Raw genomic sequence first — 23,693 nt, 5'->3', positions numbered from 1 at the left:
CTGCAATAGAAACTTTCACTCCAATTGGTATTTTTGATATATAAAAGCACTTATAGATTCTTATTGATATTTATTATCAATAATCGTCATCAGATACTATAGCAACAAAATTCCCGACATACACATCCGATTATGTACATGCCGGGAATTTTTTTATTCGTTATTCTCTTCGACTATTTTGTTTTCACTTTTTTAGCAGCTGACCAGCCTGAGTAAATCTTCACACTCTTCTTGCCAACTTTGACTGTCTTATAAGTACGGACTCTTACATAGTAAGTTTTCTTCGCCTTTAATTTCTTCACTGTTTTCTTAACAGTTGTATTTTTAGAAATCGTAGATGTCTTTACAGATTTTGCGAACTTTTTGTTTGTAGAATACTGTAACTGGTATCCGCTTGTCTGTTTGCTCTGTTTCTTCCATGTTGCGCTGAAGCTCTTTCTTGCAGCTTTTACTTTTGAAAGGCTTGTTCCCTTTGGATTAATGTTGAATGTCTTTGTAAATGTTCCTTTGTAGTCTCCCTTGAAAGTAACTTTTACTGTGTATGTTCCGACATTTTTGCATCCTGCTGCATATTTTACTGTGTAATCTTTGCTTGTAATTTTCTCACCTTTATTGTTCTTTGCAACAACGGCTGGTTTCTTTACCTTTCCATCGTATACATAGCTTGTCTTAGCAAGTTTTACGGAAGCTACTTTTTTCACTTCTGGTTCCGGTTTTGGAACTTCTGCTTTAACTAATGCTGCTTCTGCGTCTTTCACAGCCTGGATCGCATTCTGGTAATCTGCAGCTGTAACTCTTTCTGCTCCTGCTACCTTCTCAGAAATAGCCTTTGCAGCATCTACTGCTTCTTTGTAAGCATTCCAGCTTTCTTTTGTGAAGTCAACTTCATTTTTCTGCTCTGCATCAGCAAGAACTTTTTCCATCTGCATTTTTGCTGCATCTGTAATATCGTATTTTGGATTTTTCTTAACAGCAATACGAACATCGCCTGCGCTCTCAACTGAGAATCCATCAATACTTGTAATTACTGCATTCTCTCCTTCACTTACTGTAAAGTTATGTGCATTAACCAAAATTACACTGCTTACCCAATCTGTGTCATCTGCAACTGTTACATTATAAGTTAATCCACTGTCTTCTGCCGGATTGATCTCATACTCAGCTACACCTTTATTATTTGTCACAATATTTCTGACACGAGTTTTGTCATTATCTGCTGTTAATTTAAATTCTACGCCTTCTACCGGTACACCTTCAGCATCTACTGCTTTCACACGGTATACATCTTCTGCTGAGAAAGCGGAATTGTTTGTATATTCTTCATCCTGTGATGCCGGAATAACAGTTACACTCACACCTTTCAGGTTTGTATAAGTACCTTTTTTGCTTGTTGGTGTGATCTGATATTCTTCTTCCTTCTCTGTTGTATTTTCAGGAAGTGTTACTTTGATGATTGGATTTTCCTTAGAAATCTGAGTTGGTACATTTGTCTGTACTTCATCCCACATCGGATAACCCTCTGGAGTAATCGTTTTCTTACGCACACGATAGTAAATTGTTCCCTCGTCTGCTCCGTAATTGTCTAATACAAGTCGAAGTTCTACCGTTCCACCTTTGCTTGTCAGCTTATCCCTTGACACACCAATATTTGCTGAATCCCATGATGGAACTTTTTTTAATGCTTCCATTGCATCTTCAATGTTCTTCTGTGCAGCTTTGATTTCTTCTACAGAAGCATTGTCAGTTAATTTTTCTGCTGCATCTACTGCAGACATAACTTTTGCTTTGCTTTCATCTGTATACAGACTGTAATCAAATTTCTTAGCCTCAGCGACCTTAGCTTCCAGCGCTTTTCTTTCAGGAGACATTTCTACCAGTCCCTTTTTCGCTGTCTCTAAATTACTTTTTGCTGTCGCAATCTGCGCTGTTGTTGCATTTTTGTTTTCATATACTGTCTTTGCTTCTGTAAGCGCCTGCTGAAGAGCTGCCCAGCTTTTTGATGTATAATTGTCTTTGTTTAATTTTTCTACTTCATCGATTACAGCTTTTAATGCCACTTTTTGTGCATCATCAGCCGCTGCCTTCTTAACTACAAACTTAATTTCGCCAGCCTGATTGATTGATTTTCCGTTAATTTTGGAAATAATCGGACTCCATGATTGATCATGACCAACTTCAAATGTACATCTGTTCTCACTTGTCCATCCACTGTCTTCCGAAACTCTGATCGTGTAAATACATGTTATGTCATTATCTTCTATTTCATACTCTGCCACACCATTTGCATTTGATGTAAATTCCGGCTCATTTCCAAAAGACTCATCTTTTCCGACTAATTTTACACCTTCTACCGGAGCTCCATTTTCATCTACTACTTTTGCACGGAATGTAGTTTCATCAGATAAAACTTTCTCTTCCTCTGATCCTGCATTGGCTGCTGCAACAGTGAAAGATGCTCTCTTGGCACCTTGTTCCGTCCCACCCCAAGAATTCTCGAACTTTCCACTTGTCAGGTTTACGATCAGTTTATATTTCACTTCTGTTGTCTCTTTGTTTGCCGGAATATTTACTTTCAGTTTGTTCCCGACAACCTGTCCTTCAACATTCTCATATCCTTTTACTATTTCCCAATTATAATCACCAATATCTTTCTTTAACTGGTAATAAATCGGACTGTCTGTTGTTGAAAAGTCGTCAAACTTAATTGTTGCGACAAGTTCTCCTCCTTCACTCGGAAGCTCTTTTGAATCAAGAGCATAGCTGTAGATTCCATATCCTGCAGCTTTCGCTACATTTACCTGTCCTGCAAACAATCCTAAAACCATTGCTAAAGACAGGAGCCAGGCAAAAATTCTTTTCATTTTCCCCATTACTTTTTCTCCTTTTCTTTTTTCATTTGTTAATTACATTACGATTACTATTATACGTTGTTTTTCGCATTCTCTCCAATCGGTATTGTCAATAAAGCGATTCATTTATTCATAGTATCTATGCAAGAAGAAGGCTTTCTCCTGCCTTTTATAGCAAGTGAACGCCTTCTCTTCGTTCTCTACTATTTCGTCTTCACTGCCTTAACTTTTGACCATCCAGAATACAGCTTCACTGTCTTCTTTCCGGCCTTGACATTTTTGTATGTGCGAACTCTTACATAGTAAGTTTTCTTAGCACTTAATTTTTTCACTGTTTTCTTAACAGTTGTATTTTTAGAAATCGTAGATGTCTTTACAGATTTTGCGAACTTTTTATTTGTAGAATACTGTAACTGATATCCACTTGTCTGCTTGCTCTGTTTCTTCCATGTTGCGCTGAAGCTCTTTCTTGCAGCTTTTACTTTGGAAAGGCTTGTTCCCTTTGGATTGATCTTGAATGTCTTTGTAAATGTTCCTTTGTAGTCTCCCTTGAAAGTAACTTTTACTGTGTAAGATCCGACATTCTTGCAACCTGCAGCATATTTTACTGTATAGTCTTTGCTTGTGATCTTCTCGCCTTTGTCGTTCTTAGCAACGATGCTTGGTTTGTGTGTCTTTCCATCGTATACATAGCTTGTCTTAGAAAGTGTTACAGATTTTACTTTCTTTACTTCCGGTGTTGGTTCCGGCTTTGGCTCCGGTGTCGGCTCCGGCTTTGACTCTTCTTCGCCCGCTTTACTTAATACAAACTTCAGCTTTTCTTTTCCGGTTGCTTTCACCCCATTGACAGTTGCTGTCATTCTCGGCGGACCACCTTCTACTCCATAAGAAACGGTATAATAGATTTCTTCTGGATTTGCAATATATTCATCTGCCGGTCTGATTGCAATCTTATCGTAAATAGTATCCATCATCTTATGTGGAACGATGAGCATACCATTTTCATCACTGACAAGCTCCTCCGTGTCTTTTACGTAAGGTGTAGTCTTTTCTTTTACAAATTTCACACCCTCCATCGGAACGCCTTTTTTATCTACCACTCTGATTTCAATGCGATCCCAAATTGCATTCGACTCGTTCTCGTACTCTGGGTAAGCATCCGGTGCCTCACCTTTTTCAATCTTTTCTTTATTGCTTTTAATTGCCTGAATTTTCTTTTCATCGATATAAGTTTTCTGTTCCTCTGTCAGCTTATCATATGTATCCAATGCCTTCTGCACGGTTTTTAAATCTGCTGCACTCATATTACTGATACTGAATTCATCAATATATTTATTCACTTCGATTGCGGCAAACAGATCCTCTTTCTTTGAATTATCAGGCAGATAAGTCATTTCTTTGTCTAGTGATGTCAGCTCTGCCAGTGGTCGTATATCCTTTACTTTCGAATCTCCCGTAAGGCTGATTCTCTCCAGCGATTTAATCTTGCTTACTGATGCAATATCTGTAAGATCCGGATTGTCTGACACATCTAATGATGTAAGGCTTGTAAGTCCGCTCATATCCGGAAGTTTTTTCAATGCATTATAAGATACATCTAATGTTCTAAGCTCTGCCAACTGACCAACCGGTGCAATATCTGAAACTTTATTACGAATCAGACTTAAACGCGTCAGTTTTTTCATATTTGCAATCGCAGAAATATCTGTAATCTCATTTTCATTGAGTAGCAGACTACGCAAATTCGTCAGACTCTTAAGCGCGGAAATATCTGTGATCCCATCACCTTTTAAGAATAACTGCTCCAACTGACTTAATCCTGAAAGTGGCGTAAGGTCTTTAATTCTTGCGCCCTCTTTGTACACTGTAAATCCGATTACAATCTGCTTTGCGGATGTGGCATATTGCAAACCTTCCAGGCTTTCCACATACCATGGCATTTTCCAGTTTTTAAATCCATTTGGATTGGAGCTGGATTCATAAAAAATGTACTGTACAGTCGAGGATGCTACATCTTCTTTTGTCAGTACTAACTTCTGATCATTTTTACTCATTGCCGAACGAATCGCCCAATTAAGTATTGGATCCGGAACGACATCTTCCTTCTCCGGATAATAGACATCCTTTTCTGCCAGCCCGGAACATCCTCTAGCTTGTGCATAGACATTGCCTGTCCATGCACATGTAGCGAGCATAATTCCGGTCATTAGCATTGCGACGTTTTTCTTTACTCTGTTTTTCAATTTCATTTGCTTTATTTCACCTTTACACTCTTCACTTTAGACCATCCAGAATACATTTTCACTGTCTTCTTTCCGACCTTTACATTTTTGTAAGTACGCACTCTTACGTAGTAAGTTTTCTTTGCGCTTAATTTCTTCACTGTTTTCTTTACAGTGGATGTCTTTGTAATTGTTGTTGTCTTTACAGATTTTGCAAATTTCTTATTAGTAGAATACTGTAACTGGTATCCACTTGTCTGTTTGCTCTGTTTCTTCCATGTTGCGCTGAAGCTCTTTCTTGCAGCTTTCACTTTGGAAAGGCTTGTTCCCTTTGGATTGATCTTAAATGTCTTTGTAAATGTTCCTTTGTAGTCTCCCTTGAAAGTAACTTTTACAGTGTAAGTTCCGACATTCTTGCAGCCTGCAGCATATTTTACTGTATAGTCTTTGCTTGTGATCTTCTCGCCTTTGTCGTTCTTAGCAACGATGCCAGGTTTCTTTACCTTTCCATCGTATACATAGCTTGTCTTAGCAAGTTTTACAGAAGCTACTTTTACTTCCGGTTTAGCCGGTTTTTCCGGATTTGATGGTTTCTCCGGTTCAGTTTTTACCAATGCTGCTTCTGCATCTTTCACTGCCTGAATCGCATTCTGGAACTCCGCATTTGTTGCACTATTATCTTCTGCAATTTTCTTTGCAGCTTCTACTGCATTCTTATAAACATTCCATGACTCTGCTGTATAATCAGATTCATTTTTCTTTCCAGCCTCTGTGAAGATTTCTACCATTGTGTTTTTCGATTCCTCTGTCACTACTGTTCCTGCAATCTTGACACCATTCTCGCCTTTTGCCATATAATATCCATCTTCTGAATTTGGAATAGTCTCTACTCCGATTTCCCAGTATGCGGCTTTCGGAAGGTGTAAAACAGACGGGAATTCTGCTTCAAATGTACGAAGAGTTTCTGTACCTTTTGCTTCCGCTTCTTTTTCTTCCACCTGGCTTAATAAGACTCCTTTTGGTGAATAACAGTGTACTACGTAATAGAACTTTGCAGGAAGACTTGTTCCTTTCACAGTAATTGTAGCTGTACCACCCTCGCGACTTACTTCTGCACCTGCGCCAGATACCTCTGAAATACTTAGTTCGTTCTTTTTTACAACAAGCTTTACTTCTTCGCCATTGTATTCCTGTCCATTTACTTTAGCGATGTAATTCTCATTCTGGTTTGTGTCTCTTTCAAAATAAATATTTTCAATCGGTGTAACGATTTCATAATCTTCGCCTTCTGCAAGTGCTATCGCAAATGGCATACCGATTCCTTCTCTTTGTGACAGTGTATAGCTTGCTGTTCCGACCGCATCTGTCGGTTGTGCGAATGAATTCCTACAGCAATTCGGAGAGAAGATCTCTAAGTGTACGCCCTCTACCGGAAGACCCTTTTCATTTACTACTTTTACGTTCAATGTCTTTGGATGCTCTACTGGTTCTACTGGTTTTTCACTTTCTATCACCTTTAGTGCCAGATCAACAGTCTCCCCTGCATATGCTTTTCCATTTACAGATACAATGCAAGGATATCCCCAGCTTTCACCAGAATTTTGTACATCCATTTTTATGGAATCATTTGCAAGTGTATATCCGCTTCCTGATGCGGGTTTTACTTCATAGATTCCAAATCCTGTTCCATCACCGTCCGCAGCATCCATGTTTGCCATAACAAGATCAGTAAAATCATTTTCATCCAAGTATGCTTCTCCATCTTCATCTGTTGTGGCAAAATCATAAGTTTCCCCATCTTTTTCAAAGACAAGCTCCACGCCACTTAAAGCTTTTCCTGATTCATCCACTGCGCGAACTGCAAGTTCTGTCGCATGACTTGCCGCCTTTGCCGTCAAAGGTGCTGCTCCTGCAAATGTACCAAGCACCATCGCTGCTGTAAGCACACCTGCAAGAAGTTTTGCTTTTAATTGTTTCATAATCTTCCTCCTTTGTATTTTATTTTATTTTGATTTTAATGGTTTTCTTAATACCACTTCCATCCGTTGCCTTTGCGGTTATTTTTACTGTCTTTCCTTTTCCCGCTTTCTTTGCTGTTACTTTTCCTTTCGCAGTAACTGTTGCGTATTTGCTATTTGAGCTATTCCATGCCAGTTGTTTATTCACATCTTTTCCGGTTGTTTTTACAGTCGCTTTAACTGTAATTGCTTTTCCGTTCTTTAATGTGTCAGAAGCCTTTAATGTGATTTTCTTTACGGCATGTTTTCTTATACGAATCGTATAACTTCCGGACTTTTTACTTCCGTCAACCGCTGTTGCCTTTATGGTAACCTTCTTTCCTGCTCCTGCCTTATTTACAGTAACTTTTCCGGCAGAAGTTACAGTTGCATATTTTTTATTGGAAGTTGTCCATTTCACTTTTTTATTCGTTACTTTTGCAGGAGATACTTTTGCCTTTAACTGAATTTTCTTCCCTGCTGCAATATCCCTGGATGCTCCAGTCACCTGCACCTTGCTTACCTTTATCGTTTGCAAATCACTTGCTTTTCCATATTCTACTACGACCGGATACATGCCCAGACTGTGCATTGTAAACTGAACATCAGTGCCGTTCTTCGTCTTCTGATTTTCAAAGGCCAGCTTCTTTAATTGCTTCTCTCCATCAAGGTAATATACGTTCTTTACTGTTTTTCCTTCCGGAACTTTTCTTGTTACCTGAAATTCTCCGGCTGCAAGTTTCGCTCTTTCCCAGCGATGTGGATTTACGACACTGATGTCCAGGACTTCATAGTCTTTATTCGGAAGTTCACTCACAAGATCTTTGCTTAAAGATTTCTCATATAAAAGCATATCCTTGAAATTGATTCCTGTCACACTCGTATCACCTGATTTGCTTACAAGTATTGTATCCGAATGATGTGTCTCGTTCTTATCTACTAGTCGAAGCTCATCTACCTTTGCACAGCTGGAATGATTGTACGCATATCTTCCTGCACCGTACTCAGATTTATCTTTTGCTACAAGTGGAAATGAATCCATATCCCATTGTTCATTCTCAATTACTACCATGTAATTTTGATCTTCCAGAAGCTCTGTCTGCAATCTTCCATTTTCCCCGGTAGTACATTCTAATGTCTCCACCGGACTTACAAGCTTGAGCTTTACATTTTTTAAAAGTCCTGTTCCATTTTTATAGTACACCGGCAGGCTGATTCCAACACGCATATCATTTTCCAGCTTATCGTATACTTTGTTCGGATCTCTCTTGTACATTCTAAATTCATCCACTTCTGGATAATCGTAAATCATCTGTCCGTCATTATCCTGGATGTTTTTCTTAATATTGTAAATCTTTCCTTCTTTTACCCAGATATAAAGAATCGGTGTACGGTATTCTTCATCCTGCGCATAGATCATATAGTTATTGTTATTGACGAGACTTAAGTCCGGAAGTTTTCCATTTTCTACTGTTACTTCGCCTTCCGTCTCCTGTTTAGTCGTGTTATAGATTACAAATTTAACTGGTTTCGTCATTGGTCGCATAACGATTGGATTAGCTGAAGCAATTACTACTTCATTGACCTTTATTCCTTTCACTGTCACACGATCCGTCGCGTAAATATCCTTGTATTGATATCCCGGTACTCCGTTGTATCTTTTTTGTTCCAGCTCATCTGTAGTCTGCACAACTTTCTTCTGTTCTGTACTTGTCTGTGCGCTCGCAGCGCTTACACCGCACATCATCCCCGGTGCAACGCCTGCGACCAAGTTCCCCACAACAGCCGCACAAAGTAAGCCTGTAAGTATCTTTTTCCCTTTCATATTCCCTCCATTTTTCTTGTAATTCTTCGTTAAATCATTACGTTTCTTTACTTTTATTGTAATATATCCTCCGCACTCCTTCCAATCGATTTCATTGATAAATGAGCCTTTTTATAGATGTCATCTATTGTATATTATTGCTATATAACAAATGAGCAGGTCCCTTATTGTAAGGGTTTCCTGCTCATAAAATGGATTTAATTATTTTACTGTTGTCTTCTTAACTGTAGACCATCCGGAATATAATTTCATTGTCTTTCCGTTTACTTTCACCTTCTTGTATGTACGAACGCGAACGTAATAAGTTTTCTTCGCGGTCAGATTCTTTACGGTCTTTGAAACGGTTTTGTTATTAGAAATTGTGGAAGTTTTTACGCTGCTCTTGAAACTCTTGTTTCTTGAATACTGTAGCTGATATCCACTTGTCTGTGTCGACTGTTTTGCCCAGGTTGCCTTTAAGCTCTTCTTTGCTGCTTTCACGGACTTCACCTGCGTTCCTTTTGGAATGATTGTAAATGTCTTTGTATATTTTCCTTTGTATCCGTTTTTAAATGTTACGGTTACGGAATACTTGCCGACATTCTTACATCCAGATGCGTATTTTACTTTGTAGTTGGATGATGAAATTACTTTCTTCTTATCATCCTTCGCTACAACTGTCGGACGTTTTACTTTTCCGTTGTATGTGTAAACCGTTGTCTTAAGTGCAACAGAAGATACTTTCTTTACTTCCGGTGTTGGTTCTGGCTTCGGTTCTGGTTCTGGCTTTGCAATCTTTTCCAGTCCTGCTATAGCCTGCTCCAGCTTCGTTCTTGCTTCATCTACCTCCTGTTGAGTTGCATCTTCATTATTTCTGACTTCATTTGCTTCCCAGAATACCGGGTAGAAAACGTTCCATGATTCTTCTGTATAATCAGCCTTTTTCAGTCCTCTTGCAATACTAAGCTGAGTCTGAAGTCCTTTCAGATCAAGCTTTTCTTTTTCTTTTTCTGCTACTTCTACAACGAAACTAAGATCCGCAGGGTCATCTACAGTGATCGACTTTATAAGTTCACTGTTTGCGCCATATTCGCCTTTCACATAATATACTTCTATTTTCGTTACTTTTGACTGTTCTTCTACAAGACGAATTCTTACTTTTTCATACTTTTTCGATTCACGCATGTCTATTGTATAGTAATTATAAGATCTGCCCTGTGTCGTATATTCTGCAAGTCCATCTGCATCGGACTCTATCTCTGTAGTTCCCGGTGTCCAGGAATTTCCAGCCGTAAATTTAAGTCCAGGAATTGCAACACCTTTACTATCTACAAAAGCGATGTGCAGTGTCTTGTAATCCGGTCCTTTTTCGAGTCCATCAATGGCATTGATCAGTTTTTCTTCTGCTGCATCGATCTGCTCCTGCGTCGCGTTTTCATTTTTATTGACACTATTTGCCTGAGCAAGTGCATTTTTCAATGCTTTATAAGACTCTTCTGTGTGCCCAGCCTCTTTAACTGTTTCCGCTGTTTTGATTGCTTTCTCAAGATTCTGTTTATTTACACAAAGTGTCTCACCTGCGTTCAGCTGTAGTGTACGATTAATGGATGGCTTATCAACTGCTGTTCCATTAATCTTACCAATTTGTCCTTCTTCATTCACCTCAACTGTGATCACATCTTTGTCTCCGGTAAATTTAGACTCTTCATTCAGTGAAATATTATATGTAAGTGTCTTTACTGCTGTCGGGAATGTGTACTCTGCAATTCCGTTGCCATCTGTACTGATTTCAGAAAGCACTTCATCGGAGCCCTGCTTTTTCACACTGAATTTTACATTTTTCAGTGGCTGTCTGTCAGCATTGCCAACAAAAATATTAATTGTAGATTTGTCTGCTTCATAGTACTTATCGTATTTGGAAAGAGAACTGTCTGGCTCAACAGCCTTTCCTTCTTCTAAAAGTTTAATATTCTTCTCTGCAACGCTGATACGATTCTCATTAATATAGGATTTCGCATCTTCGGAGGCTTTGTTATATGCTTTTCTTGCAGCAATCACATTTGTCTTGTCACCAAGTTCTACTGTATTCGCATTAAACTTCTCAATCAAACGATTTACATTTATTACTTCGAATAATAAATCTTTCTTTGTCTCAATCTTTGTACCACTTAAGTTCAATTTACCCTTTGTAAGTTTTGTAAGCTCTGTCAGCGGTGTAATATCTGAGATATTTTTATTATTACCCAGATTCAAAGATTCCAGATTTCTAAGATTTGCAAGTGGAGTAATATCTGAAACCTGATTGTTAATAAGATCAAGTTCTTTTAACTTTGTCATATTCTTAAGAGCACTGATATCTGTGATCTTATTATCTCCAAGCCACAGCATCTTCTCTATATTCGTAACACCTTCCAGTGCAGAAATATCAGTAATATTATTATTACGCAGTGTTACTTCCTGCAGACTTGTACATCCCTCTAAACCGTTCAGCGTTGTGATGTTGTTAGATTCCATCGCCAGATATTTCAGCTTGCTCATCTTCTTTAACGGTGTAAGATCTGATATTGTGTTATACCCACAATTCAAACGTTCCAGATTCACTAAGCCGGAAAGTGGCTTGAGCGTTGTAAGCTCATTCATGTAAAATCTTAAATCACCAAGATTCGTCAATTTTGAAAGCGGGCTTAAGTCCTTGATCTTATTGTAAGATAAATCAATCTTGTAAAGATCTTTACCATACTGTAGTCCTTCTAAGCTGTGTACATAAATATCCAATGTCTCCGGATATGCTTCCGGATGTGTACCTGCTGAGAAAGTAAACTGTTTCAGCCCTTCAAAACGTTCCGGTGTAATTGGTTTATAATCTTCTTTTTTATAACTCTGATCGAGTGTCACACCACGGATAACCCAGTTTAACATCCAGTCCTGGATCACATCTTCTGGTGCCGGTTGGAAGACATCCTCTTCCTCTACATTCACTCACGCATCTGCTGCATGGGCTGCCATAGATATGTTTCCCGCACATAACATAGCTGCCAGTAACGCTACTGTAATTTTTTGTCCTAATTTTTTCCAGTTCATTACTATTTTCCTCTCTATTTTAATACATCTATATAGTACCAAAATTAATTATAACGAGAAGCTTACTCTTTGTAAATTCATTTTCTGTATAACACTTATAGATAATTTTCATATGCCATAATTTGTGTTATAAAAAGAAAACGGTGCGTAAGAATCTTAATTTTCTCACACACCGTTTTCTTAAATTATTATGCAACTCATATTTATTATTTTGTTTTAACAGATTTAGCTGATGACCATCCTGAATATAATTTCACAGATTTTCCATTTACTTTTACTGTCTTGTAAGTACGAACACGTACATAATATGTCTTTTTCGCTTTTAATTTCTTAACTGTCTTAGAAACTGTCTTATTCTTAGTAATTGTGGATGTCTTCACGCTCTTCTTAAAGTTCTTGCTTGTAGAATACTGTACCTGGTATCCACTTGTCTGTACAGACTGTTTTGCCCATTTTGCTGTGAAAGCTTTCTTAGCTGCTTTTACAGAACTCATCTTTGTTGCTTTTGGAAGGATTGTAAATGTTTTTGTATATTTTCCTTTGTAACCATTTTTGAATGTTACTGTTACAGAATATTTACCAACATTTTTACGTCCTGCTGCATACTTCACTGTGTAATCAGATGCCGAAATAACTTTCTTCTTATCATTCTTAGCAACTACAGCTGGTTTTTTCACTTTTCCATTGTATGTGTAAACAGTTGTCTTAAGTGCAACAGATCCAACCTTCTTTACTTCTGGCTGTGGTTCCGGCTCTTTTTCAACTAAAGCTTCGATTGCTGCTTTTAAGCTTTTTACCTGTGCATCTACTTCTGTCTGTGTTGCTTTTTCATTTGCATATACTGTATTTGCTTCTGCAAGCGCGCTCTTGAGTTCTTCTACTCCTGCACTGTATTTGTTTGTATCGATTGCTGTTGCTTCATCAATTGCTGCCTTTAATGCTGCTTTGTCAGCTTTTTCTACTAAAGCTGCGATTGCTGCTTTTACTTTTGTAACCTGTGCATCTACTTCTGTCTGTGTTGCTTTTTCATTTGCATATACTGTATTTGCTTCTGCAAGTGCATTCTTGAGTTCTTCTACTCCGGCACTATATTTGTCTGTATCGATTGCTGTTGCTTCGTCGATTGCTGCTTTTAATGCTGCTTTGTCAGCTTTTTCTACTGCACCTTTTTCTTTCAGAACATATACTAATTCCTCATTGATATCTTTGAGATTCTGTCCATCAATCTTCTCAATTTTTCCTTCGTAGTAATATGTCGTATAACTATGTGTTGTTTCACATTCCCACTTATCATTCTCTGCGAGAGAAATCGTTTTTGCTGCATCAATGTCATACTGATCAATTGCAATTTCAACTACACCATTTGCATCACTTGTTACTGACTTTGGAGTTAAATTGTTGTATGAATTTTTTACATCAAATTTTACACCAGCTACCGGATTGCCATTCTGATCTACTGCTCTTGCGCGGAAATGGCTCTCATCTGGTAAAACTTTTTGTGTATCAGGAGTTCCAGGCTCTGTTCCTGTTGCTGCTGCAACAGTAAAAGTTGCTCTCTTTGCACCAGTCTCTGCCGTTCCCCATAAAGTTTCAAATTTTCCACTTGTCAGGTTTACAATCAGTTTATATTTGACATCTTTTGTTTCTTTGTTTGCTGGGATATTTATTTTGAGTTTGTTACCAACAACCTGACCTTCTACATTATCATATCCTTCTACTACTTCATACTCATACTCACTGACAGCTTTCTTCAACTGATAATAAATCGGGATGTCTGTTGTTGAAAAGTCATCAAACTGAATATTTACGACAAGTTCTCCACCTTCACTTGGGAGTTTGTCTGATTCCAGTTCAAACTTGTAGATACCTAAACTTGCAGCTTTTGCTACACTCACCTGTCCTGCAAACAATCCAAAGACCATTGCAAGGGACAGAATCCAAGCCAAAATTCTCTTCTTGTTCCCCATAACGTTTCTCCTTTTCTTTTTTTAATCCGTTGATTTTAGACATTCTTTTACATTTTCATTTTACCTTCTTTTATGATATGTGTCTAATCGTTTTTATAAATATATTATCCGATTTATTTGTTTTATCTATATATTATAATGCAAAAAAGCGTGGTCTTTAGCCACGCTTTCTTTTTATTTCTCTGTTCCGGTTACAAGCTGGTCTTTGTAATTCAACACCAGATTCTTGCCACCACCGGTCAGAATATACAGTTGTTTCTTCGCAACCCCTGCATCCATCAGGACTGCTGCCGCACGCTGAGCTCCCTGCTCACCAGCCATACATACAATAACTGTCGGAACATCCAGATCTTTGATCTTCGCTTCTTCTTTCCGCACATTCGCCTGTGCTTCTGCTGTCTTCGTCGGCCATGCAGGCGCCCACATAGATCCTTCGATATGTCCGGCTGCATATCCTGCCTCAACACCGCCTACTACTTCTTTTTCAAATCGAATGTCGAGAACATTCAATGTTCCGGCTTTTACCCTTTTCAGAACAGTATCTGCATCCAGATACATATCATCCCACCGCATGAGATAATCTTCGCCCCTTGACACTGCAACTTTATAACTTACTTCTTCTGATGCTGTTGTCTTTGCCGTAATAGTTGCATTACCAAAGCCAATTGTATTCACTTTTCCATCCTGATCTACATTAACAATCCGATTACTCAACTCGGAACCATAACCATATATTATGTTCTTACGAACTCTCGCCGGCCAGCAGGTCAGTTTATTTTCGGCAACAGTTGCCTCAAGCGCCATCAGCTTATGTCCTTCACTGTCTGTTGTAACTTCTTTTTTTGCAAATTTCAGCTGACCATAAGTCTTGGCATCTTTCGGTGAAACTTTCTGGATTGGCCAATTTTCCGGCTCTTTCTGCCAGTTTACCTGCCATGCCCACCAGCCGCCATCGAAGACGCTGATATTTTTTATCCCATTCTGATAACAAATTAAGAATGGAATCGTTGCACGCCAACCGGTACCACAGTAGAAGGATAATTCATTATCGAGGGATGAGTCGGATTCTGCAAGAATGGATTTCACTTTATTAAGTCCGACTACTTTTCCATTTTCAATATAGCTTCCATCGTCTGTATTGTGTCCCCATACTGCACCTAACGGTTCACCTGCATATTTAATATAGGAATATCCTGTCTCTTCGCCGCGGAATTCTTTCTCCGAACGGATACTTACAAGGCGGAAATTAGCATCATTCTGTAACTTTTCTTTTGCATCATCGGTGGACAGAATATATTCCGGATGTGCCGGAATCATCGTACCAAACGTATAATCTGTGCCACCGGCTGTTGCTTCATTTACTTTTGTCTCTGTCGGTAATCCTAGTTTATTCCATGCTGTCATGCCACCATCTATCACTTTGACATCTTCTACACCGGCGTATAACATAGCGAATGCTACTCGTGTAACACTGGAATCCGATGCACTTCTTCCGTACAGTACTACCTTGGTATCTTTGGTGATTCCGTTGTTTTTTAGAAATTCTCCAAGCTGCTTTGCACTTCGGATATTGAAATTGTCTTCTGGTTTTACTTCTGTCTCTTCATATAGCTGCTGATCGTCGATTCCATCCAGATTCCAGTCGTCATACTCTACTGCATCGGAATTGATATGAACCGCTCCCGGAATATGTGCTTCGTTATAAGCTTTGTCATTTTCTGTCTTGCCATAGGCAACTTCTGCTAAAAACACATGTTCATATCCAGGCTGCTGTCCTTCTGCCGCACTCTTATACCACTCCGGTGATACATACACCTGTCTCTTAGGAACATTTTTCACTTTCACCGTTACCTTGCAGCTCTTTGCCAGGTATTTTTTCTTATTGTTCTTCTGTGTTGCGCGAACAGTAATTGTTGCTGTTCCCGGCTTCTTTGCTGTAATCTTTCCGGTGCTGCTTACTGTTGCAACTGCTTTATTGCCGGATGACCATTTTACCGGACAGTACACACCTGACGGTTTAACTGTCGATTTCAATGTCTTTGTCCCACCAACATATAATGCTGCCTTTGATGCACTGATTGAAATGCTTGTCGGTTTTAAATCTTTTACTTTCATTGTTACCGACTTTTTCAGCTTTTTATTTGCCTTTGCTGTTACTGTAATCTTAACTTTTCCAGCCTTTTTTCCTGTCACAACACCCTTGGATGATACGGTTGCAATCTTTTTATTGCCGGATTTGAATGTTACCGCTTTGCTTGCTTTTGACGGTTTGACGGATTTTACAGATATCGTTGCATGTCCTTTGATATCAATCGTCTTCGCTGTAACTTTGAGTGACATCTTTGTTGGCTTTTTCGATGCCGCTTCACTCGGGATTGCAGTAAATGCAACTGCCATAACCAAAACTAAGGCAAGCAATCCCAGTGCTTGTTTTTTGATTTTCTTTTTCATCACGCATTTCCTCCAATGTAATGATTTATTCCGCAACGTTTATCCACAGTATAACATTAACTCTCCAGTTCTTCAATTTGTAAAAGAAGCAGCCGCCTCAGAATTTTTCCGGAAACGGCTGCCTCTCTTATTTAAGCAAAATATTTCTTTATTTTACCTTTACGCTTTTTACTTTTGACCATGTAGAATAATATGTAGTCTTGCCTACTTTCTTGTATGTGCAGATTCTTACATAGTATTTCTTATTCTTTTTCAATTTCTTGATGGTCTTGCTTGTATATTTGTTCTTTGTTATCGTTGATGCCTTCACAGACTTCTTGAACTTCTTGTCCGTTGTGTACTGGATCTTGTAACCGGTTGTCTGCTTCTTCTGCTTCTTCCATGTTACTTTAATCTGTTTCTTACCAGAATTCTTCACAGACTTCAGGCTTGTTCCCTTCGGCAGGATCTTGAATGTCTTCGTAACTTTTCCTGTATAGCTGTTCTTCATTGTTACAGTAACTTTGTATGTTCCGACATTCTTTCTTCCGCTACTGTATTTTACAGTGTAGTTTGAAGCAGCAACTTTCTTTCCGTTTACAACAACTTTCACTGCAGGTTTGCGAACCTTTCCGGTATATGTATAAGCAGTTGTTGATAATGTTACGTTTTTAGATGTAACTTTTTTCTTAATCGGTGTATTGTCAACGTAGACGATTTTCTGGCAATCGCTGGATTCAAATTTTTCTGCCTGACTCTTGGCAAATACACGAACTACTACAACATGGTCGTTGTTTGTTCCTGCATTTGCGTAGAATGCATCACTTGCAAGCTCTGTTACAGATGCCGGAATATCTACGCTCTCAAGATATCCTTCCTTGAATGCGTATTTACCAATCTTTTCTACACCGTTTTCGATCGTCAGCTTCTTTAATGTGATTGCTTTGAACGTTCCTTCAAACGCAGACTCACCGATTTCTTTTACGTTACCTGGAATTACAAGCTCTTCGATGTGGTGTAAGTGGAAAGCTTTTCTTCCGATCTTTGTTACGGATGCCGGAATTGTAAGACTTGTAAGTCTTGCTCCTGCAAATGCCATTTCACCGATCTCTGTTACGGTATCCGGAATGTCTACATGATCTAAGCGGATGTTCATTGAGAATGCTCCCTGTGGGATTACAGTTACATTCTTGGATAATGTAAGGTCTGTGATGTCATTCGTTGAAAATGCTCCTGCTCCTAAATCTGTTACCGTATCCGGAATAACAAGTTTCTTCAACTGGTTGGAGTTAAATGCACTTTCTCCGATTTTTGTTACAGATGCCGGGAATTCTACATTGTTAATCTTATTATAACGGAATGCGCTTGCGCCGATGGTTGTAAGTGTGTCAGGTAATACAACCGTATCCATACCATTCGGTGATTCTACGCTGTCTTTTCCCTGTACCCATTCGCCATCCGGAATCTCAAAAGCTCCGTCTGCAACTTCTGTGATTGCTTCCTGTGTCTCAGGATTCAATAACGGGATTACGAGTGTGCGTACACCGTCTTTTACAACTGCATCGCTCTTACGTGTTTTATTCCCCTGCTCGCTCCATCCTGTGATCTTATTTCCATCATAAGTGAAGTCTGCGTGTGTCCAGCCGCTTCCTACGATTTCATCATAGATGACTTTATGTCCGGTTCCATCGTTTTTGTCTGCATATTCTGGATAGAACACATTTGCTACTTCTTCTAAATGTGCTTTATTTGAAGTATATAATTTGACCTGTCCTTTTTCACCTTTGACAAATGCTGTGTTCGCCAGTTTCTGCAGGCTTGATGGGAGATATACACTTGTTAATAATGTTTTTTCAAATGCTGTCTTTCCGATCTCGGTCAGACCTTCGTGCAATGTTACACTTGTCATTCTCGGTGCAAGACCTTCTCCGGTTACATTCTGTGAGAATGCACTCTGTCCGATGGTTGTTACGGATGCCGGAATGTCTAAAGACTCTAACTGGTTTCCTTTAAATGCATCTCTGTCAATTAATTTCACTGTAGAAGGCAGGCTTAAAGAAGTAAGCGGTGCATTTCTGAATGCCATTCTTCCAATCGTTTCTACTCCTTCCGGAATTGTCAGTTCTTTAATCTTTGTTGCATTAAATGCGGAAGTCGAAATTTCTTTTAAGGATTTAGAAAGTGTTACTTTCTCCAGAGAAGCACTTGCTGTAAATACGCCACTTCCAAGCGTTGTTACGCTGTCTGGAATGGTTACTTCTGTAAGTGCGGTTGCTCTAAACGCTGTTGCACCAATAGATGTTACAGTATCCGGGATAGTAACTTTTGTCATTCCGATTGTTGCAAATGCACTTGCGCCGATTGCAGTAATTGCTTCGCCGTTTTCATTTGTCTCAGGAAGTGTTATTTCTGTATCACCATTTGCGATTTTCGCCTTTCCGGCATCATTTAATCCGGTAATGGTTGTTCCGTCAAATGTAAACTGGGAAGTATTCCATGGCTGCTCTTCTGCCGGCATCTCACCGTAAATAACTTTCTGTACCCAGGATTTGGTTCCCTGTGTATTTGTGCCATTTCCAGTACCCTCTACATGCTGGATCATTCCTTTCTTTCGAAGATCCACATTCTCATTGTACATGTATACGATACGACTTGCCTTTAAGATTGTATTTGTCGGTGCACTTGACTCCAGATCTTCTTTACCTGTGTTTGCTCCAAATGCATATACTGTGACTTTCTCTGTTCTATCCGGAAGTCTTACAGATTTGATGTTGTTATATGCAAAACACATATTATCCAGATTCAGATTGAAATCACATGTCTTCGGAAAGTCAACAGTTGTAATCTGATTTTTAGCAAACGCTGCATTTCCAATCTGCCAAATTGTATGAGAGAATTTTACGCTCTTTAACTTGTTGCTCTGGAATGCTGTTCCACCAACATAGATTACGCCTTCCGGTAAATCCAGAGATGTTAGATTATTGCTTGTAAAAGCATTGCTCTGAATAATAAAGTTTCCTCTCTCTGTCACTCCTTCTGCAATTGCGCTTCCGCTGTAACTTGCCATCACTCCCTTCGGGAATGTTACAGATGTAAGTCCTTTCTTATAGAAAGCTTTTGTTCCGATACCAATAATCGGATTTCTGTCTGTATCCTTTGCAGGAATCACAAGGTCTGTATTTGTTTTTAATTTTTCTTCTCCGGATGCAGATAAGCCCGTGATACCAACACCACTGATTGTTGTTACATCCGATGTATTTGATGCCGGATATAATTCCTGACTGATCGTATCATATGTAAAGTCTTCTGCGTTCCATTTATCTTCCTGTCCCGGTACTTTCAGGATCAGGCTGTGATAATCAGACTGTGGGAAGTTCTTTGTATCGTTGTACTGTGTTTCCGAACTTACATATACTTTTGTCTTCACTGCTGCAGCACCGGAAGAATATACTTTTTCAAATGTATTTGCCTGCAACTTCTCAACGGTCGATGGTAATACTACCGATTTAATCGTTTTATTTCGGAATGCTCTGCTTCCGATTGACTTTAAGCCTTCCGGCAGTGTCAGTGTACACTCATCTGTCAAATATTCCTTAGTAGAAAATGCATAATTTCCAATCGAAGTTACCGTAGATGGAATGACAATCTTATGAATGTTATTTCCTGCGAATGCATTATTTCCAATCGTCTTAACTCCTTCCGGAATGGTCAGTTCCGTCAGATCCGTCATGTAATTCTGTGCGTCACTGCATCCGAAGGCTCCTCCCGGAATGTCTGTCATGTTCTTAGAAAGAATAATCTTCTTTAACTTCGGATTCGTTCCGAATGCGCCACCGCCGATCTTTGTAACACTGTCCGGTAAAATAATACTCTCTAACTGGTTCTTCTGGAATGCTGCCACACCGATTTCTGTCAGTGTCTTTGGAAATTCAATCTTCGTAATACCGCAGTCTGCGAAAACTTTTGCACCAATCTTTTCCAGTTTTGCCGGAAGTGTAACACTTGTAAACTTCTCGTCTGCTGTTGCAAACATTCCAGTATAGCCATTTCCTGTATAATCAGCGATTGCTGTCACATACTCACCATCTGAATTCTTGTTCGGTAATACCAGATCTGTATTGTCTTTTCTCTTTTCAATACCGCTCTCAGAGAAACCGGTGATCGTTGTTCCGTCAAATGTAAAATCATCTGCTGTCCATGTCTTGTCCGCATTCGGATCTTCACCAAGGATCAGTTTCTGATGCCAGGAGTGCTGTGACTCTGCGGTACGATCCATATGGTGGATACGTTCCATGTCAAACAACTTCTCATTGTCTGTGTACATATAGACAACGCCGCCAAATTCCTGCTCTTTCTCCGGTGCATCTTTGGAACACTCTTCCATTCCCGGATTCCAGTAGAAGACTTTCTTTTCTACTACTTCCATATAATCCGGAAGTCTTACGGATTTGATGTTGTTGTGTGCAAATGCAAAGGCATGAATCTGTGCCTGGAAATCACAGGTTTTCGGGAAATTGACCTTTGTGATCTCATTGTATGCAAATGCGGAGTTCTCCAACCACCAGAATGTATGTGGAATGGTTACGGATTTCAGTTTATTTCTTGCAAATGAACTTGGTCCGATATAGATCACACCTTCCGGCAAGTCGAGAGAGGTCAGTTCATTTCCGTCAAAAGCACCTGCGCCAATCAGGAAATTACCTCTTCTTGTTACTACATGTGTAACTGTGTCATTATAATCTACCATCATACCATCCGGCAGTGTCAATTTTTCAATCCCCTGCTTTTTAAATGCACTGTCAGCGATACCTACGATTGTAGTTCCATTCGGATCTTCAGACGGAATGACAAGATTCTTATTCACTTTAATCTTCTCTGAACCTGTCTCAGAAAATCCTGAAATTGCTGTACCGGATACGGTAAAGTCACGACTGTAATCACAGCCGTTCAGTCTCTGGCTAATCTCTGTGTAAGTGAAATCTTCTGCTGTCCATACAGATGTGTCGATGTCACTTGCAGATGCGTCAGAGTCTGCCTGTTTCTTATCCGTCTTGGTCGTCTTGGTTACTTCTTTTTTCACTTCTGCGTTCTCATAAGCATCCTCTGCCTTCTCATCTGTTTTGGAGGCTTCTGTTTTAGAATCTTCTTTTACAGTTTCGGCAGACGCATCTTTGGACGTATTCTCGTCTGCAGATACGTTCTCATCGTTCGAAGTTTCCGTTACTTCGGACTGCACAGCCTGGGCTGCGCTTGCTGTATTATCCTGTGCAAATGTCGGCATTGCAAGGGAAAACGACAACGCAAACGATAATACAACCGCTAAAAACTTTTTCATTTTCATGCTTTTAGCCCTCCTTATTACTTATTTATGTAAACTTTATTTACATACACCTTTTACCAGCACACGAAGCCAGGTCTCATATATATTATTTTTAAATGGCGCTTCTTCCCCGATTTCCGGAAGATTTAAATTGGTTTGTCCATCCTCGGCCCATCGCAGGAATCCGGTTTTTAAATCTTCTTCTGATAAGCAGTAAGTACCCTTCTGATCATCGAATAACTCCGGATGAACCAGATACACCGCTGCTATCACATCCCAGTTATAGAATCCATGGATTCCGTAATCTCCTTCGTTATAACCGAAATAATAATCGGTTTCTCTCAGGATATACTCACCCATCGGGTTATTCTGCCCACCTAATCTCTGCTGATATTCCTCTTTGGTAAATAGCACTTTCAGGCAATTATTTCCTGTAATAACAGAAACATTATTTCCTTTTGTCAGCACCAGGTATGTTGCCTTTGGATCACAGGAAAAATTCAATTCATCCATCTGTTTCTTTTCAAAAATCAATGGTTCTGTAATTCCACCCATCAATACAATTTCTTTTACATTTTCAAAGAAATGTTCATCCGCATAATAGGCATGCTTTAGATTCGTAAGCGACCCGGTTGCAAGAATAGAAAGTTCGCCTTTGTATTTTCTTGCCATCCCTGCGAGATAATCTCCTGCCGGACTTTGCTCTGTTCCAGCGGATTCACCACCTTTTTTCACAGTCAGATCTGTGCGGCCGATATCTTTTAACAATTTTTCTGTCTGTGCGTACACAACCGGAAGCTTGTTGTTTCCATAAGTGCAAGTCACCCCATGCACAGTTGCTTCTTCACATCCAAGCAGGTAGAGAAGTGCCAGTCCGTCATCGACATCACAGTCCTTTACGCCCAGTGTATTGTCACAATCAAATATTACATGTTTCATTTCTAAATTACTCCTTCTCTTCCGGAAATAAACAGATGCTCTCCGGCGCAAATTCTATTCCTGCTTTTGCCCCTTCCATAAGTCCGGCAGCATGGATTCTTGCACTGATGTCCTGAGCATAAAATGTCTGCTTCTCATCCCGTAAATATAGATCCACTGTCTCTCCTAAGTATGTCATTTTCCTGATCTCCACAGCAGAACCCTCCGCTATAACTTTTACATCAAAAGGCCGGACAAGAAGCTCATACTTTCCATCCGCATAACCTTTCGCCTCACAGGAAATATAATCGCTATCAAACTGTTCTTTCTGCACGGTTCCTTCAATATAATTGGCTTTTCCGAAATATGCCGCCACTTGCCGGTTTTCCGGATGCTGGAAAATCTCTGTCGGTGAGGCATACTGCAATATATGTCCGTTGCTCATAAGTGCGATCCGGTCAGACATCTGCAGCGCTTCTTTCTTATCGTGTGTGACAAGGATTGTCGTGATCTTTCGCTCTTTCTGTAATTTTCTGACGAGCGCACCCATCTCCAAGCGTAGCTTTTCATCCAATCCGGAAAATGGTTCATCCAGAAGCAGGATCGACGGTTCACAGGCAAGTGCCCTAGCAAGCGCCACTCTCTGCATCTGTCCACCGGACATTTCTTTGATCTTACGTTTTTCGAATCCCGGAAGCTGTACGTCTTCCAACAGTTTCTTTATGATCTCTTTCTGTCTTGCCTTCGGGACTTTCTTAAGTTCCATTGGAAATGCTATGTTCTTTTCCACTGTCATATGTGGGAATAATCTTAAGTCCTGGAACACAATCACGGTTCCTCGTTTCTCCGGTGCCATATTGTGGATCTCTTTTCCATCCAGACAGATTCGTCCTTTTTCAATATCAAGCAATCCGGCGATGCCCTTTAACATCGTGCTTTTTCCACAGCCGGAAGCTCCCAGTAAGGAAATCAGTTCGCCGCTTTTGACAGTCAGGCTCACTCTATTTAATATCTTATTTTTCTGAAGTGTTACTTCCAGATTTTCTATTTTTAATTCCATTTCTTATTCACCAATTTCTGTACTTCTTTATCTCTTTTCCACATT

10 protein-coding genes are annotated in these 23,693 nt (G+C 39.5%); all 10 read right to left on the bottom strand.

Features of this window, described 5'->3' with window-relative positions:
- Positions 1 to 173: 173 nt before the first annotated feature.
- The gene (locus DXC04_RS07765) at positions 174 to 2,870 is read right to left on the bottom strand and encodes an FIVAR domain-containing protein (protein ID WP_118660673.1); all 2,697 of its coding nucleotides are present in this window, start codon (positions 2,868 to 2,870) and stop codon (positions 174 to 176) included.
- A 182-nt stretch (positions 2,871 to 3,052) separates the two neighbouring features.
- Positions 3,053 to 5,098 carry a leucine-rich repeat domain-containing protein gene (locus DXC04_RS07760; RefSeq protein WP_118660671.1) on the bottom strand — a complete coding sequence of 682 codons (2,046 nt, stop codon included), beginning with the start codon at positions 5,096 to 5,098 and terminating at the stop codon, positions 3,053 to 3,055.
- Positions 5,099 to 5,103: 5 nt separating this feature from the next.
- Positions 5,104 to 7,050 (bottom strand): FIVAR domain-containing protein, encoded by a 1,947-nt coding sequence (locus tag DXC04_RS07755; protein WP_118660669.1) that lies wholly within the window; start codon positions 7,048 to 7,050, stop codon positions 5,104 to 5,106.
- A gap of 19 nt (positions 7,051 to 7,069) precedes the next feature.
- On the bottom strand, positions 7,070 to 8,893 hold the full coding sequence (locus tag DXC04_RS07750; protein ID WP_118660667.1) for an Ig-like domain-containing protein: 1,824 nt from the start codon (positions 8,891 to 8,893) through the stop codon (positions 7,070 to 7,072).
- A 201-nt stretch (positions 8,894 to 9,094) separates the two neighbouring features.
- Positions 9,095 to 11,851 carry a leucine-rich repeat domain-containing protein gene (locus tag DXC04_RS07745; RefSeq protein ID WP_118660665.1) on the bottom strand — a complete coding sequence of 919 codons (2,757 nt, stop codon included), beginning with the start codon at positions 11,849 to 11,851 and terminating at the stop codon, positions 9,095 to 9,097.
- A gap of 308 nt (positions 11,852 to 12,159) precedes the next feature.
- Positions 12,160 to 13,920, bottom strand: a complete 1,761-nt coding sequence (locus DXC04_RS07740) for a fibronectin type III domain-containing protein (RefSeq protein WP_118660663.1) — start codon at positions 13,918 to 13,920, stop codon at positions 12,160 to 12,162.
- 174 nt (positions 13,921 to 14,094) lie between these two features.
- The gene (locus tag DXC04_RS07735) at positions 14,095 to 16,371 is read right to left on the bottom strand and encodes a rhodanese-like domain-containing protein (RefSeq protein ID WP_118660661.1); all 2,277 of its coding nucleotides are present in this window, start codon (positions 16,369 to 16,371) and stop codon (positions 14,095 to 14,097) included.
- A 148-nt stretch (positions 16,372 to 16,519) separates the two neighbouring features.
- Positions 16,520 to 21,691 carry a leucine-rich repeat domain-containing protein gene (locus DXC04_RS07730; RefSeq protein ID WP_118660659.1) on the bottom strand — a complete coding sequence of 1,724 codons (5,172 nt, stop codon included), beginning with the start codon at positions 21,689 to 21,691 and terminating at the stop codon, positions 16,520 to 16,522.
- A 36-nt stretch (positions 21,692 to 21,727) separates the two neighbouring features.
- Positions 21,728 to 22,609 (bottom strand): nucleoside hydrolase, encoded by an 882-nt coding sequence (locus DXC04_RS07725; RefSeq protein WP_118660657.1) that lies wholly within the window; start codon positions 22,607 to 22,609, stop codon positions 21,728 to 21,730.
- A gap of 7 nt (positions 22,610 to 22,616) precedes the next feature.
- Positions 22,617 to 23,648, bottom strand: coding sequence for an ABC transporter ATP-binding protein (locus DXC04_RS07720; RefSeq protein WP_118660655.1), 1,032 nt, complete (start codon positions 23,646 to 23,648; stop codon positions 22,617 to 22,619).
- Between the last annotated feature and the right edge of the window lie 45 nt (positions 23,649 to 23,693).

It is taken from the genome of Dorea sp. OM07-5, assembly GCF_003481355.1.
Taxonomy (GTDB): Bacteria; Bacillota; Clostridia; order Lachnospirales; family Lachnospiraceae; genus Dorea_D; species Dorea_D hominis.
Note: the sequence above shows the minus strand (reverse complement) of the source record. Positions and strands in the feature narration are given on the sequence as shown.

What these genes read in the sequence shown, in the direction of transcription:
- DXC04_RS07765 (WP_118660673.1), bottom strand. Translation starts at nt 2,870, where the DNA reads ATGGGGAAAATGAAAAGAATTTTTGCCTGGCTCCTGTCTTTAGCAATG.
- DXC04_RS07760 (WP_118660671.1), bottom strand. Translation starts at nt 5,098, where the DNA reads ATGAAATTGAAAAACAGAGTAAAGAAAAACGTCGCAATGCTAATGACC.
- DXC04_RS07755 (WP_118660669.1), bottom strand. Translation starts at nt 7,050, where the DNA reads ATGAAACAATTAAAAGCAAAACTTCTTGCAGGTGTGCTTACAGCAGCG.
- DXC04_RS07750 (WP_118660667.1), bottom strand. Translation starts at nt 8,893, where the DNA reads ATGAAAGGGAAAAAGATACTTACAGGCTTACTTTGTGCGGCTGTTGTG.
- DXC04_RS07740 (WP_118660663.1), bottom strand. Translation starts at nt 13,920, where the DNA reads ATGGGGAACAAGAAGAGAATTTTGGCTTGGATTCTGTCCCTTGCAATG.
- DXC04_RS07735 (WP_118660661.1), bottom strand. Translation starts at nt 16,371, where the DNA reads ATGAAAAAGAAAATCAAAAAACAAGCACTGGGATTGCTTGCCTTAGTT.
- DXC04_RS07730 (WP_118660659.1), bottom strand. Translation starts at nt 21,691, where the DNA reads ATGAAAATGAAAAAGTTTTTAGCGGTTGTATTATCGTTTGCGTTGTCG.
- DXC04_RS07725 (WP_118660657.1), bottom strand. Translation starts at nt 22,609, where the DNA reads ATGAAACATGTAATATTTGATTGTGACAATACACTGGGCGTAAAGGAC.
- DXC04_RS07720 (WP_118660655.1), bottom strand. Translation starts at nt 23,648, where the DNA reads ATGGAATTAAAAATAGAAAATCTGGAAGTAACACTTCAGAAAAATAAG.